Source organism: Cutibacterium namnetense, from assembly GCF_001642025.1.
Classification (GTDB): Bacteria; Actinomycetota; Actinomycetes; order Propionibacteriales; family Propionibacteriaceae; genus Cutibacterium; species Cutibacterium namnetense.
Genome location: NZ_LWHO01000001.1, coordinates 205,857 through 220,562, shown reverse-complemented (window position 1 = coordinate 220,562; position 14,706 = coordinate 205,857). Strand labels below are relative to the sequence as shown.

Below are 14,706 nucleotides of genomic sequence, written 5' to 3'. Positions count from 1 at the left end.
GGCTCCACCCCAGAAGAAGGCACGCACCCCCATAGCGGCTGTGTGGAGACGACGAACGTTGAGGACAAACAACAGGATGACGGCACAGATGCAACCTAAGAGGGCACCTCGCGACCCGCCGATGAGGATCATTGCCAGACACGTCACCAGGACGAACAACCGTCCAAGACGGATCGCGCCACCCCGCGGGTTGAACCACAGCCGGGCTAGCACAGCGGTGAAAAGCATCGCCATAACGACGCCGTAGTCATTGTAGTTGGGGTAGGTTGCAGTGACGATCCACCGGCTCTTTGACACCGCGCCTAACGTGTTGGCTTCCGGGTAGAGCAGTGGCAACAGCTTGATACCGGTCACGATCTCCCCCATGCCGATGAGCCACACGAGGATTGCGCCCCAGTACAGGCCGCTGAGGACCTGACGAGCTGTCCTACCCGGCTCAGCTGAGCGAAACACCACAAGAGTCGTACCAATGACCGCAAGCATGATGAAGGCACTGTTCCCGGTGTCGGCCAGAAGACTGGGGTGGAAGAGTGTCACGGCCACCCCAGAAGCCACCATGCAGCACACCTCGACCGCGGCAAGCGGAGCCACCCTGAGCCTGGAAGGGAACCGCGTCTGTACCGCCAGGATGACCCATGGCACGATCAGGAAAAGCAGGAAACCCATGGGCAGCCGCATCACCAGCACGGCGGCGACTGCCCCCAGCCACACCCCCGACGTGGCTCGGCTCGCCACTGTTTGCCGGTCCAGCGGCGATACTGCCGTTCGCTCAACGACGCTCATCGCTGATCCACCGCAGCCAGGGCCGTAGCCAACTCCTCCACCCGGGCTGGCCAAGTATGCTGGCCACGTGCGGCCATGACTCTGTCACGGGTTGCATTGATCCGCTCTGGATGCTGGGTGAGCTGCTCTAAGAGGGCCGTGAACTCCTCCACCGAGGCCTTCACCGTCCATCCAAGTTTGTCGCGCGTCACGACATCTCCGACGAAGGTGCCCTCGGTGGCGATGATTGGCTTGCCGTTGCCGATGTACTCAAAGAGCTTAAGAGGCGCCGCAAAGTCTCGGTACTCATGCGGGGCCATCGCCAAAACGGCCACATTGGCCGCCGCGAAATATGGTTCCAGCTCCTTCTTGCCGTTGGCATGGACAACCTTAATGTTGCCCCCCATAAGCGGCTCGTAGTCCTTGCGGGCCTGCCCCCACTCACGAGGCCGGGTGCAGATCGTCAGGGACGCCTCGGGGACGCTGGCGACTGCCTCGCAGAAAGCACGCAGGTCGTAAAGGGATCCCAATCCGCCGACGTAGAACATCGACAGCGGCGATGACGGGGGGGCCGCGGGGGTCCCGTCGATGTCGTGGCCGGGGGGCAGGGCAACCTTTTTCACCCGATCACCGACGTCAACCCACTCTCCCATACGCAGCGAAGGCAGGAAAAGGACGTCGAGGCACTGCCGGTAGGCGAGCAAGTCGTAGCGGTACATCGCCTGGGCCACGAGCTGCTTGGCCTTCGGGACCCCCTCACCGTAAAGCGGAAACTTCCAGTACACGTCCCGATAGAACAGGCCCACCGGAATGCCGTGCCGACGCAGTCGGGCCAGGAAAGCGAAATCCTCGAAGGGGTGGGTCGGCAGGTGATGAGGTTCAGTGAGAGTTGTCGGCATGGTCGAAGACTCCGAGTAGCAGAACTCGAAGCGGGTGCCGCCACGGACGGCGTCCATCACCACCTGCATCTGACGACGCCGCTGACGGGCGTCACCGGCAACCACCCACACTTCTCCCCATTGCGCCAAGGCCTTGAACATCGCCACAGCGCGTTTTTGCCCTCCGAACGTCGTGTTCGGGTCAAGCGGGTAGGGGACGTGGTAGATGCAGCGTCGGACCTCGCGGGCTGGTCCGGTCTGTGACATGGCTTGTCCTCCGATTCGCCGAGCTATTCACCGCAACGGTACCCGAGGTCTACCAAGGCATGACGATGAGACGGCACAACGACGCACACGCATACCTCACCCCTGTGGCAATCGCGTTCGAGAACCGCCTCCTAGCGATCCTGGATGGCACCAACCCCCTGCGCCAACCGTATTGCCACGCGGGATCGGCCTGGGGGCGGCCCCGCACCGCGAGAATGACGGGCCAGGCAGGTTAGGATCACCACATGGCACATCAAGAGTCGACGTTGATCCTCCTGACGAACACCTACCCGCTGTCGCGCGGGGAGGAGTTCCTCGAAAATGAAATCGACCATGTGGGCCGCGCCTTCGACCGGGTGGTGATCATCCCAATCCAAGCTGGCCCCAACGATGTACAGACACGGGCCATCCCGGGCAACGCCCAGGTCATGCACATTGCCCGAACCTCGCACCGAGACCTCAACCGGCTCCTCACCACCGCGAGGGGATTGCTTCGACTCCCACCCACCGGGGTGGACTGGGCTGAGGCCCGACACCAACCCCGCCTACTCGTCTCTGACGCTCACTTCGAGGGTCGCGCCCAAGCAGCCCTCGACGGCATCCTTGCCAAACTCCCTAGCCTCAGGCTGACCCCGGAATCCCATGTCACGATCTATTCCTTCTGGCTGCACATCACAGCCCGCACCGCGACCCTGCTAGCCGACCAGTTGCGCGCCCAAGGAGTCACCGTGGACCGTGTGATATCCCGAGCCCATGGCTACGACCTGTATCCCAGCGTCTCCCCGCGCCATCACATCCCAGAACGTCGCCTTCTCCTGCAGTCCCTTAACGGGATCTGCCCGGTCTCCGAGCAGGGGACCCAGGAACTGCAAACAACGTGGCCCCAGTTCGCCGAGAAGATACACACTCGCTACCTGGGCACCTCTGACCCCCAACAGCCGGCCCACTGCCGACGTACCCCCTTTACCATCATCAGTTGCGCCCACCTCGTCCCCATCAAGAGAATGACCCGGATGCCCGCCATCCTCGCCAGAGTGCGAGCAACTGGCATCGACGCGCGCTGGACTCATCTCGGTGATGGACCACAGATGGACACCCTGCGTCAGGAAGTTGCCGTTCACGGCGTCACGGACGCCGTCACCCTGCTCGGCCACGTCGACAACGCTCAGGTCATGGCAACCCAGCGTGATCTCAAACCGTCGGTCTTCGTTAACCTCTCCTCCTCGGAAGGGCTCCCCGTATCAATGATGGAGGTTGCCTCCCTCGGTATCCCCATCATTGCGACCGGCGTCGGTGGGGTGGGAGAAATCGTCTCATCGAGGAACGGGCATGTACTGCCTGCCGAGTTCACCGACGCCCAGGCATCTGACGCGTTCGTGCAACTGGCACGTCTGCCTGAAGACGAGTACCAGCAGGTGTGCCAGGCCTCCCGCCAAGTATGGGAGGAAAAGTTCCGCGCCTCTGTCGTCTACCCCGAGTTCTGTCGCGAGGTGCTGGGCGGACGCTGATCGGCCCACGCCACGGTCGGCAGGACGACCACCCACCACCACATGCTCACGCCGAAGTTTTTGACGAGGTAGGTATCAAGAAGGAAGGCCGGCAGTGTAGCGACGACCGCCCACCGCAGCACGACCTCTGCAGGAGGGCAGGTACCGTCAAGTAGACGGCGAACCAGCTCCACCACGGGAACTAGCAGCACAGGCAGGAGCAGCACCAAGCCCAGCAAGCCAAGCTCCACGAGGACCGCCAACACGGTGGAATGCGCGCTGCTGAGAGTGGGTCCCCACTGCGTCGTCATCAACCCGCGCCAAGGTTCGCGTCGGGCATGGGAGTCGTACAAATACCACGGCCACAGCCGCCCCGACCCGAGTCCGAAAAAAACATGGTTGAGGTCGCTCGACCACACCTCTATCCCGGTGCGTAGCGTGCGCGACCTCATCGGATCAGACGGGTTTAGCATGCGTCGCAGCCCGGGAACCAAAATCACCATACCGACGACGACTACAGCCAGTGCTGTGAGCCCTCCCCAGACCATTCGCCGATGACCAGCCCAGCTCACTACCCGGGAGCGGCGCCACACCACTGAGCCGATCGCACATCCGAGCACGAACAGGGTCGCACAGGCCAGCCCCGATCGCGAACCCGTCAATATGATGGCGACGAGGGCACCAGCAGCCAATATCCCGCTGGCGACGCGCCGGTAACCGGCCACCGCAGCCGCCACCAATACACCACAAGCCAGCAACAAGGCGACGTGGAGCACCGCGGAGCCGCCCATACCGGTCGCGAGCCGCGTGGATCCGTGCACCCTCATAGCGCGAGGCCACTGAAGATAAGACGCGCACGTCATGGCCGCGGCAGGCCACCACAATCGTTCGATCACTACCCGTCGAGAGGAGCTGGCCGTCAGCCCCGCGGCCACCGACAGACCAGCGAGCAGGGTTGCAACCGCTGTGACCGGTGCCATCACTAGTAAGGGTCTGCCCACCGGCTCCAACCCGAGATCAGGCAGCGGACACACGGATGCCGAGACGATAGCCCACACCATGAGGCCTAACGCCCCACCGAGTATCCACCGTCCGGCCCGCCCAAAGTCATGACGACGCAGCCACAACGCCGGTCCACAGACCAGGATGACCAGCGCGTCAACGACGAGGTAGCTACTGACGATCCAGGGCGGCGAGGTGGGCCCATGCCGGAGATCAGCGAACGTCTCGACAACTACGAGTGCTAATAGACCCCAAGAGGTCAGCGAACCTATGGCCCGCCGGTAACGTCCCGGCCCGATGAGGACCGCACGGCTCAACTAGTCCACCCCCCGGTAAAGAATCGCCAACTCCACCACACCATGACGGCAAAATCAGCAGCGACGATAATGCTCGTAATTCCCCGCCACAGCAGCACCAAACCGGGCGGCTTGGACGGGCCACGACTGGCCTCAGCGAGGGCGACGAAGAGCGGGAACCACAATAAGGTGGCACGGTTGACGCTCATGTACCAGTATCCGATCGAAAAGGCCACCACTTGAATACCCACCCAGGACGCCGAGGCCCAGCGACATCGGATAAGGCAGTACAGAAACACCACGACGCCCAGCGCCACCGAAACTAACTCAAGCCGAAACACGATGGCCACACCAGTGGCCCCAGCGCCGTAGGTGGACTGCCAGGTCTCCGGGCGGGTCGCGGGCAAGGTGTGCCGCAACGTCTCTACCGGGGTCGTGAATCCGCGTCCCCACCCCTCCGTCTGGGCCTGAGACCACGCAGTCCACGACCCTGTCAGCCGATGTAGCCACACCACGAAAGCCACCAGCACGGCGGTGGGCACCAGCAGAGTGGACAATCGATTGACGACATCTACGGTGCGGCGACGCCGGGCAGCCTGGCTCGTCGGACGGGCCTCATCCCCATCACCGAGGACTGCCAAGACTGCCAGCGCCCCTATCAGGAACAGACCTGACACTCGGAACGTGCATGCCACACCGGCGAGGAGGGCTGCCGCCCACCACCGCCCAGCACGAGCACGCTCCCAGGCCCAGAAAGCAGCAGCACAGAAGGGTGCCTCGGTGTAACCGACAATGGTAAACACGGCTGTCGGTGCGATGAGCCACAGACAGGCGGGGAGCATCCCACCAATCCGGAAGAGAGCCCACGCGGCAAGGGCTGAACCGATCAGACCGAGGATCACCCCGGTGACTTCCATGGGAATGCTTAGGAGGCTGCCACCTTTCAGCAAGGCCGGAAGCCCGGGAAAGAAAGCCATTTCGAGAGGATCGGCGTAGCCGTTGCGAGCGATCGACATGTAGTGCTGCACGTCCCAGTTCCCCGTCACCTGAGAAAAGGTGCGGTGGTACCCGGCCATGACGATTACGGCGACGATCAGCAGGACCGCACGGCTGCCCAACCAACTCTGGGCCACCAGGCGTCCCTCAGCAGCGGGAGCGAATCTCCTAGCCGTCGAGCGTCTGGTGCGCGTCATCGAGCAGCCTCCGCGCTGGAATCCTCAACAGGTTCAGGAACCGGATCCGGGGCGTGATCGAGAACGCCACCGGTGGGATCGTCGGCATACCCCACCCTGACGACATCATTCCAGGGCCGTCGGATGTCATCCAGGACACCCCACGCGAACCAAGTCTCGCAAACCAGACGCAGCACTACCGACGCCCAATAGACGATGTCAGCATCGGAACCACCAGGCAGGGACAGCCCACCCAGATGGGCCCACACAGCCAAGCAGTAGAAACACTCCCCCACCATGAGCACAGCCCAGTCCCTCAGATCGGGACGGGCCAAGGCCGCAAGCGGGACAAGGAGGAGCACCCACTGCGGCGAATACACCTTATTGGTGATGAACAAAATCAACAGCGCCACACAGGCCACCTGGGCGATGCGCGGACGCCTCGGCACCGTCATCGACAGCCATGCCAGACCGAGCAGACCGCCGACTGTCAAGGTGCCCGTAATCCAGCCAATCCCGGGAATTGTGCCACCGGAGGAGTCCTGAATGACGTACCAGATCGTTCCCAGACCGGTACCCGACCAGAAAGCCGAACGCACATAAGTCCACCAGGCGGTGAAGCTCACACAGGCCGCGACGAGGTGGCACACCACCAGCACCACAAATCCCGACAAGAGGTACCGCCCCAGCTCTGGCAACCGAGTCGCACGCAAACAGCACACCAAGACGGCAAAGGCCACCACGGCCGTTTGCAGACTCCCGGCACACGCCAGACCCATCAGGATCCCGGCCAGCCCAGGGCGCCGACGCGCCCACGCCAGCATCGAGGTCATCGCCAACGCAACCGGGACCATGGAAAAATCGATGAGGCCGGCGAGGTACACCGCCGGGCACAACACCACCCAGAAAACATCCCAGGATCGCCGCCGAGCCTGGGTCGGACGGCCCTTGTCATCGACCGGAAGGTTCGTGTCCGATCCGCGCCCCAGCAGCATGACCGAGATCGTGACAGCCAGAAAAGCCACGAAGAGCACAACCTGGGCCACCCCCCAGTAGGCGTTGGCGGCGTCAAGGACTTGCTGATCCGTGGCCTTCGGAGAGACCTCTGCGCCAAACACCCCCACCACCCGGCGGCAAAACGCCATGACAACAGTTACGAGGGGGGTCTGGGCAATATCAGGGTTCGCGAACAACGACCCGCCATGACCCATCCCGGAAGACCGATACATCGTCGGGATATCCGAGTAGCACTGCCGCTGATACTGATCAACAGCCTTAGCTGCATCGTGCTGCACACACGGAGTGACGCGATAGATCGTCAGCAACCAGACCACGATGGCACTCATGATGGCCCACGGACCCGGATCAAAGAAGATGCCGCGCGGCCAGGCATGACGGCCTATACGCCCGCCAATACGACGGTCTAGTCCCAGCTGAGACACACGAGACCCTCGCGGAACATCACGGGCACGGCGAGCCACGTAACCCGTGGATCCATCGCTTGGGTGTGCGACGACACGCCTCCTAGCAGCCATGGCGTCGTCTTTCGGATCGGGGATCGTCACGTGGTCAGGCTACCCACTGTGTGCCCGATCACTCGATTGGCTCCCATCGCGCGTCGCCGAGGTCGGACGAGAAGTGTGCGTCGGTCTAGAGGCATGCGTGGATGTATGCGTAGGGCTAGACGTGTGCGTAGGCTCTGAAGTCTGTGTGGGCCTAGCGGTTTGGGTAGGCGTATGGGCCGGTGCGGCCCTCGTTGCGGAGGGCTCGGCGGATTGCTCTCGAGGCGGCTCCGCAGTGGAGGCTCGAGTGGGAGTCGAAGTCGGCATAGACGACTCGTCCGGCGACTCTGGATCATCCTGGTTCGACCGGTCCGAGTCGCGAGGGGAATCCTCCTCAGCCGGCATCTGCGGACGCGTGGTAGAGCCATAATGCTTGCCGGACAGGTTTACCCAGTCTGGATCGGCGAAGGACTTGTTGGGCAGCCCCTTCATCGCCGTCTGCATGTAGTCGAGCCAGGTGCGCGCCGGGTAATCACCACCGTGGAAGCCAGTGGCTCCCGCTCGGGCGTAAGGGTCGAGGTTTTCGTTGCCGCTGTTCCCGGCCACGAACATGACAGCCGTCGAGATCTGCTTGGTATAAGCGACAAACCACGCTGCTGTCACCCCCTCACCAACTCCCGAGGTGCCCGTCTTCCCAGCCACCTGGTGGTCAAAGTCGGCCACGATCCTTCCCGTACCTTCCTCAACTACCGACCGCAGGGCGTAGGTGACATCGTGGCTGATATCGGCCTCAATGGTCTGCTCAGACGGCGAAGGAGCGTGGTAAAGGACCTTGCCTGATTGGTCGACGACCTTGTCCACAACGTGTGGGGTGACCTTTTTACCGCCATCGGCAATCGTGGCATAGCCACCCGCCTGGGCCAGCGGACTGACCTCAGCAGTACCCAAAGCGATGCGGTTGTTGAGATCCCACCCGGTTCCCCGAGGAACCCCAGCGTCAGTGGCAGCCTGGACAACGGCCTTCGGACCATTTTTCGTTCGCGAAACCATGTCGACGAAAGCAGTGTTAATCGACTTCGCAATAGCCTGACGCAAACTAACGGTGCCGTAGCTCTTATCGTTCTCGTTGCGGACCTCTGTTTTGCCGCCATCAGGTGTGAAAGCGTTGCCATCCAACCGGGAGCGCAAACTGAATCCGTGACGCATCCCCGCCACAGCCGCGTAGGTCTTGAAGGTGGACGCCGCCGGACGCGCGGTACGCGCCCAATTACGGGTGTTGGAGATGTAGTCATCGCCACCATAAAGAGCCAAGACGCCACCGGAACTGACGTCGACTGAAGCGATCGCAGGATGCAAATTCTTGGCTCCCTTAGGACCAGCGTTACGGCCTGCGATCTTCTTATACTTCTGGCCCGCGGCCACGGCAGCCTTCTGATCCTGGCGGTCCAGGGTGGTCGTCACTTTGAGGCCGCCACCCTTGATCTGTTGATCGGAGAACCCTTTGGCGATGAGCTCATCATGAACCATCTTCATGAGGTAGCCGTCGGTTCCCGCCCATCGGTTGTAATCGGGGACCTTAGGAAATTTCGGTAGTTTCCGGTAGGTCTCATCATGCTGAGCCTGGGTGATATTGCCGGCCTCAAGCATGCCGTCGAGGACATATCGGTACCGCTGGAGCAGCCTCTCGCGAGCCGCTACGCCACCACTGGGGTCAAAGTTCGACGGGCTGTTGAGTACGGCGGCCAGCACCGCCGACTGAGACAGGGTGAGCTTCGAGGCATCGGTGTAGAAGAAGGCCTTGGCCGCGGCCTGGGCACCGTAGGCACCCCGGCCGAAGTAGATGGTGTTGAGGTATCCGGCGAGGATGTCCTGCTTGGGCACTTCCTTGCCTGTCTTGACCGCCAGGAGGAGCTCCTTGAACTTGCGGCCCATGGTGCGTTCCTGGGACAGGTACAACACCTTGATGTACTGCTGGGTGATCGTCGAGCCGCCCTGCATCTCACCGCCGCGCGCAATCGCCCAGGCGGCGCGCGTCATGCCCTTAACCGAGATACCCGGGTCAGACCAGAACGTGCGGTTCTCCGCCGAGACGACGGCGTCACGCAGAGTTTTCGGCATCGACTCATAAGGAACCGATTGACGGTTTTGCACCGAAAAGGATCCGAGGCGACTGCCATCCCGGTAGTAGATGAATGAGGTGTTCGTCTGGAAGTCACGGTTAGGGTCAGGAAGCTCGGTGCGCTCGTAGGCGACAAAGAGCCCAATAACGGCGATGATCGCCAAAGACAGGATGGCGATCAACAGACCGCGGAAGAACTTTCTCAACTTAGGATGCCGGTTGTGCCTCCCGGCGGTCCGACGAACACCTTTGGTGCTGCCTCCGAACGCGGGGCCGTGGCGCCTCGATGCTTTCCGGGCGGATTTGTGGTCAGCCATAGATGTCCTCCACGGTCGGCTGATGGCGAGGTGGGCGGCGGCGTCGGCCGTCACCCAGGACATAGTCGACGAGGATGTGGTTCCACAGACAGTCGGGGCAGACCTCGACTTCATAGACGTGAAACTCGCCGAACTGGTGCTCCATATCCTCTAATTCGTCAAGAGTGCGGATGCGTCCCGAGTACTGGCCCAGCTGGTGGCCAAAGGCGTGGCGCAGCAGAGCTAAGCGCGGGGACTCACAGACCGGGCAGTCGTGGTCAAGAGGCTCGCCATGGTGCATGGCGGCACGCACCAACATAGGGTCGGCATCACATGCCGTCGGAGCATTGAGATCGACCTGGGGGCTGCGCAACGCCTCCAGAGTATGACGGCGTTGCAGGGCGTGGGAGACCACGTTTCGCTGCGTCTGCATGCCCCCAAGAGTACGGCGCTGCTCAGACGACTCCGCAGCACCCGTGTTCGACGGTGCGTTCTCGAAGAGTCCGCCGCACCTACTTCGAGCCCCGCGTGGCAATCGGGTTGGCAAGGGCGGGGGCTGCCATCCCTGCTGGCATCAAACCCGACCCCCAACACATTCACCACACCGGTCTCGTAGAAGGTTCGTGAAGGTTCACCACCGCGGTCTCGTAGAGGGGCCCGAACCATTACCCCTATGCTCGGACTTATGTCCGAAGCCCTCCAGTTGCGACGCGCGACCCTCTCCAACGGGATGCGCGTAGTCATCAATCCCGACATGACGTTGCCCGGCGTCGCCGTCAACATCTGGTACCGGGTGGGATCGGCCGATGAAGAAGCCGGACACTTCGGGTTCGCCCACCTCTTCGAGCACCTGATGTTCTCAGGTACGACGAGCGGCATCGCATCGAGCGAACATCTGGCAACGATCGAGTCGGTAGGTGGGTCAGCGAATGCGTCGACCAGCTTCGACCGCACCAATTATTTCGAGACGGTGCCAGCCGGGGCACTGGAACTCGCACTGTGGCTAGAGGCCGAACGACTAGCCCACCTAGCCGTCACAGAAGAGAACTTGGCCACACAGCGCGAGGTAGTGAAGGAAGAGAAACGACAGCGTTACGACAACACCCCCTACGGTGACCTGCTCGATCTACTCCTTGACGGGAGGTTTGGGAACGAGCATCCCTATGGCCACCCGACCATCGGTTCGGTCCCCGACCTCGACGCCGCCTGTCTCGACGACGTCACCGCCTTTCATTCCACCTGGTATCGGCCCGACAATGCCGTTCTTGTCATCTCCGGGTGTGTCGATGCCGACGAAGGGCTGACCTTGGCCGATAAATACCTCGGGGCGGTTCCCGCTGCCACCGGAAACCTCCCTGAGCGCGTTCAGGGACCAATTCGCCACGACAACCCTCGCGTCGTCGTCACACGTCCCCTCCCGCGAACTGCGGTGACCCGGGCATGGGCTACTCCGCCCATCACCGACCCCGACAACCTTGCTGTGGCGATGGCGGCTGACGTACTCGGGTCGGGGATGAGCTCCCGACTCATTCGCACCCTGGAAAGGGAGCGTCACCTCGTCGACGGCGTAGGTATGAGCGACTTCGGGCTGGCACGGGGAGCATCGGCAACTCTGATATCGGCGCACCTCAAGCCGGGGGTCTGCGAGGAGGAATTGACCGGGGCTGTCGATAAGATCATCACCGAACTCGCCACCAACGGGCCGAGCCAGGCCGAATTGGAGCGGGCGCGCGCCCAGGTCGAACGCGGCTGGCTGGAGTCACTGGCCGTCGTCGACGAGCGTGCCGACCTGCTCAACATGCATGAGACCCTGCTGGGTGACGCCACTCTCGTCAACACCTATCTCGACCGGATTCGCGCCGTCACGGGTGATCAGGTCGCTGGTGCGACACAGCGATGGCTAGCCCCCGCTCAGGCGTCGACCGTCGTCCACCAGGAGGCGTGATGAAAACCTTTAATGATCGTCCTGTCACCAGCCGCCCCACCGTGCGTCCACGCTCGCCGTGGTCCTTTCCGCAGTGCATCGTCGAGGCCCTGCCAACCGGCCTGCCGGTGGTGCGCGTCCCGATGCCCGGCCAGCGCATTATCACTATGGAAATCGGGTTGGACGCGCCCGTGGGTGCTGAACCTGCTGGTTTCGAAGGTCTTGCTGGACTCGTCGTCCGCACGGCTGACGAATCCACCGGCCCCCATCCCGGTGCAGCCTTCGCCGAGGCCATGGAGTCGATCGGGGCCAGCTACGACGGCTCGGCAGGGGTGGCTGGAAGCCACGTCGGCGTCGATGTGCCCGTGACAAGGTTCGATGCAGCGGCTGAACTCTTCGTCGAATTGTTGAACACCACGAGCCTGGTCGAAGAGGACATCGCTCGTCAGATCGACGCGGCGCGAGCCTCCCTGGCCCAGACCAGCCAGCGCGGATCGTCCCTAGCCGAGATGGCAGCAGCACGGGCGCTATGGCCAGTGGGGTCACGGTCGTCCCTGCCCACGATCGGCACCCTCTCGTCGGTAGAAAAGCTCAACGCTGCAGCCGCACGAGAATTCTGGGCCGCGCACTGGACGATCTCCGATGCCGTGCTGGTGGTTGCCGGAGAGGGAGTCGAGGACCTCGACTTGTCAATATTCAAGGAGTGGACGACCAGCGGTTCCCCCTCGCAGGTTGCTCCACTCCAGCCACGCCTCGACGGACCACGGGTGATTCTTGTCGACCGCCCCGACGCTGTGCAGGCCGACGTGCGTATCCAGCAGGCCACTGTGGGGCGCTCCCACCCGGGTTGGGCCGCCCTCAAGGTCGCATGCGGAGCCCTCGGCGGGACGTTCGGGTCGCGTCTCAACCAGGTGCTGCGGGAAGACAAGGGATGGTCTTACGGGGTCGGAATGTCGAGCCGCCCACTCCCCGATGGTGGAGTGGCGACCGTTGCGGGGTCCTTCCGCACTGAGGTTGGAGCCGACGCCGTGGCCGAGGCATTACGCATTCTCACCTCCAGCGACGACCTGAGGGCCGACGAAGTGGATGCCGCCCGCGACCACTCGGTTGGCATCGCCCCATTGCAGTACGACACCGCCGGTACGGTCGCCCACCAAGTGGCAGCTCTGGTCGGGGCCGGACTGGCACCGAACTGGGTCGACGATCACCTCGCCGCCGTGGCATCAGCGAGGGCGAGTGCTGGGGAATGGTCGGTGAACCGAGCCTGGCGGGAGTTGCTGATCCCCGACAGCTGGCGGATCGGTATCTGCGGTCAGGCCGAAGAGTTGGCTCCCGCACTGGCTGAGCGTGGACTCGAGGCCGTTATCGTTAGTCCCGCCGAGGTGTTGTCGTAACCGGGCCGATGCGTCACAAACTGCCCCGAAAACGCGATGGTACCGTCACAATCTCGACTTTTTGGCAGGACCAGACGACATTGCGCGAGGCTTCGACTCGCCCAAACCACCGCGCATCCTCTACACTATGGAGGTCCACGGGGCATTGGCGCAGTTGGTAGCGCGGCTGCTTTGCAAGCAGTAGGTCAGGGGTTCGAGTCCCCTATGCTCCACCAAAGGACGCTCCGGCCACCGAATCGACAAGGTGATCATCCACCACAACGCCGGCAACCTCACCATCAAAGGGTGCTGGGACGTGTGGCAGACCCGGCCCGCCTCCGCCCACTACCAGGTAGAAACCTCCGGGCGGATCGGGCAGCTCGTGTGGGACCGCGACACCGCCTGGCACGCCGGAAACTGGGCAGCCAATACCACCAGCATTGGTATCGAGCACGCCGACGCCTCTTCTAACCCATGGAAAATCTCTGACGCCTGCCTCGACAACGGCGCACATTTGGTGGCCGCGATCTGTCGGTATTACAAGCTCGGCCGCCCTACCTGGGGTAAGAACGTGTTCGGGCACAAAAACTTCTCAGCCACCGAATGCCCAGCATCGCTGGCCGGTACTCAGCACGCCGCCTATATGGCTCGCGCCCAGTACTGGTACGACCACATGACCGGCAACACGCCCGCACCCGCGCCGGCACCGAAACCCGCACCCACACCGAAGCCGGCACCGAACATTGACGCGCTCGCTGACGCGGTCATCCGCGGCGAATACGGCAACGGCAACGAACGCCGACGCAGACTCGGATCCAACTACGACGCCGTCCAGCGCCGGGTCAACGAAAAACTCCGCCACTAAACCAAGACTCATGAAAACTGTCCTGTTTCGCCCCGTCGCTGCCTCACTACATGAGGTGGTGGCGGGGCCATTTTTGTTCCCATCGCACCAGGACAGTGGTGGTTATAAATCGGGGTGGGTCGAAGCCCTGTCAGTAGAGACCTTATTTCTATTGAGCAGGAGCGCGTCATGGCACGTGAGATTACCCGTGAGCGAGTTGTGGAGCTGCGATGCCGAGGCGCATCGTATGGGCAGATCGCCACCAGATTGGGCATGTCGCGCAATACGGTGAAGTCGATCTGTCGCAGAGCTGACATCAACATCGATCCGGCGGTTGATGTTGAGCCTGCTAAGGCATGCGAACACTGTAATGGGCATTTTGAAGCTGCGGTGGCGGGGCAAAGGTTCTGTTCGGATGTGTGTCGTTTGTCGTGGTAGCACGCCCACCCCGAACGGCTCAACCGGCGGGCAATATACACCTTCACCTGCGTTGCTTGCGGTGAGAGCTTCGAGGCCTACGGAAACAAGCACCGTAAGTATTGCTCGCATGCCTGCTATATCAGGCACCGCTTCAGCACCCGAGGTGGCAGACCGTGACGGGTGCCATGTTCAATGCCGAAGTCGATCTTGCCCGCCAGGTCGCCTTTATTGATCGGCTCACCGAAACCGGCGCACTCACCCCAAACGAAAGCCACGTGATCCTTACGCGGATCGGGCATGAAGCAACCGCGCCAGTGGGGGCATTGTTGCTGCAGGTTCGACTGGATAAGACTCAGGTTTAGAG

12 protein-coding genes, 1 tRNA gene and 1 pseudogene are annotated in these 14,706 nt (G+C 62.5%); 7 read left to right on the top strand and 7 right to left on the bottom strand.

What is annotated here, in order from left to right:
- Together A5483_RS00905 and A5483_RS00900 are read right to left on the bottom strand one after the other, a co-directional pair.
- Window positions 1-783, bottom strand: a pseudogene (locus A5483_RS00905) (O-antigen ligase family protein); the annotation flags it as partial.
- Entirely contained in the window at window positions 780-1,907 is a 1,128-nt protein-coding gene (locus tag A5483_RS00900; RefSeq protein ID WP_063810743.1) for a glycosyltransferase, read from the bottom strand. The pseudogene A5483_RS00905 and the gene A5483_RS00900, both read right to left, overlap by 4 nt.
- Window positions 1,908-2,152: 245 nt before the next feature.
- Between A5483_RS00900 and A5483_RS00895 the strand changes: the two genes are divergently transcribed.
- Window positions 2,153-3,415: a glycosyltransferase gene (locus A5483_RS00895; RefSeq protein ID WP_063810742.1), complete on the top strand. Its 1,263-nt coding sequence runs from the start codon at window positions 2,153-2,155 to the stop codon at window positions 3,413-3,415.
- On the opposite strand, the gene A5483_RS00890 is transcribed toward A5483_RS00895, so the two are convergent.
- The 5 genes from A5483_RS00890 to A5483_RS00870 all read right to left on the bottom strand — a co-directional run bounded on the left by A5483_RS00890 (window position 3,376) and on the right by A5483_RS00870 (window position 10,214).
- Window positions 3,376-4,713: an O-antigen ligase family protein gene (locus tag A5483_RS00890; RefSeq protein WP_063810741.1), complete on the bottom strand. Its 1,338-nt coding sequence runs from the start codon at window positions 4,711-4,713 to the stop codon at window positions 3,376-3,378. The two genes, A5483_RS00895 and A5483_RS00890, sit on opposite strands and share 40 nt — an antisense overlap.
- Window positions 4,710-5,885 (bottom strand): hypothetical protein, encoded by a 1,176-nt coding sequence (locus A5483_RS00885; RefSeq protein WP_063810740.1) that lies wholly within the window; start codon window positions 5,883-5,885, stop codon window positions 4,710-4,712. The genes A5483_RS00890 and A5483_RS00885 overlap by 4 nt, the downstream gene beginning before the upstream one ends.
- Window positions 5,882-7,267 (bottom strand): hypothetical protein, encoded by a 1,386-nt coding sequence (locus A5483_RS00880; protein ID WP_063810931.1) that lies wholly within the window; start codon window positions 7,265-7,267, stop codon window positions 5,882-5,884. The genes A5483_RS00885 and A5483_RS00880 overlap by 4 nt, the downstream gene beginning before the upstream one ends.
- Before the next feature lie 171 nt (window positions 7,268-7,438).
- Window positions 7,439-9,802 carry a transglycosylase domain-containing protein gene (locus A5483_RS00875; protein ID WP_063810739.1) on the bottom strand — a complete coding sequence of 788 codons (2,364 nt, stop codon included), beginning with the start codon at window positions 9,800-9,802 and terminating at the stop codon, window positions 7,439-7,441.
- A complete protein-coding gene (locus A5483_RS00870) occupies window positions 9,795-10,214 on the bottom strand; it encodes a DUF5318 family protein (RefSeq protein ID WP_042843188.1) in 420 nt (139 codons plus the stop codon). Before A5483_RS00870 ends, A5483_RS00875 begins: the two co-directional genes overlap by 8 nt.
- A gap of 240 nt (window positions 10,215-10,454) precedes the next feature.
- On the opposite strand from A5483_RS00870, the gene A5483_RS00865 reads away from it, so the two are divergent.
- The 6 genes from A5483_RS00865 to A5483_RS00840 all read left to right on the top strand — a co-directional run bounded on the left by A5483_RS00865 (window position 10,455) and on the right by A5483_RS00840 (window position 14,704).
- Window positions 10,455-11,726 (top strand): M16 family metallopeptidase, encoded by a 1,272-nt coding sequence (locus tag A5483_RS00865; RefSeq protein ID WP_063810738.1) that lies wholly within the window; start codon window positions 10,455-10,457, stop codon window positions 11,724-11,726.
- 122 nt (window positions 11,727-11,848) lie between these two features.
- Window positions 11,849-13,099, top strand: coding sequence for a M16 family metallopeptidase (locus tag A5483_RS00860; RefSeq protein WP_193790418.1), 1,251 nt, complete (start codon window positions 11,849-11,851; stop codon window positions 13,097-13,099).
- A gap of 139 nt (window positions 13,100-13,238) precedes the next feature.
- Window positions 13,239-13,314 (top strand) — tRNA-Ala (locus tag A5483_RS00855).
- Window positions 13,315-13,334: 20 nt separating this feature from the next.
- Entirely contained in the window at window positions 13,335-13,943 is a 609-nt protein-coding gene (locus tag A5483_RS00850; protein ID WP_254926916.1) for an N-acetylmuramoyl-L-alanine amidase, read from the top strand.
- A gap of 168 nt (window positions 13,944-14,111) precedes the next feature.
- A complete protein-coding gene (locus A5483_RS00845) occupies window positions 14,112-14,360 on the top strand; it encodes a helix-turn-helix domain-containing protein (protein WP_002519881.1) in 249 nt (82 codons plus the stop codon).
- Window positions 14,361-14,515: 155 nt separating this feature from the next.
- A complete protein-coding gene (locus tag A5483_RS00840) occupies window positions 14,516-14,704 on the top strand; it encodes a hypothetical protein (protein ID WP_008598641.1) in 189 nt (62 codons plus the stop codon).
- The last annotated feature ends 2 nt before the right edge of the window (window positions 14,705-14,706 follow it).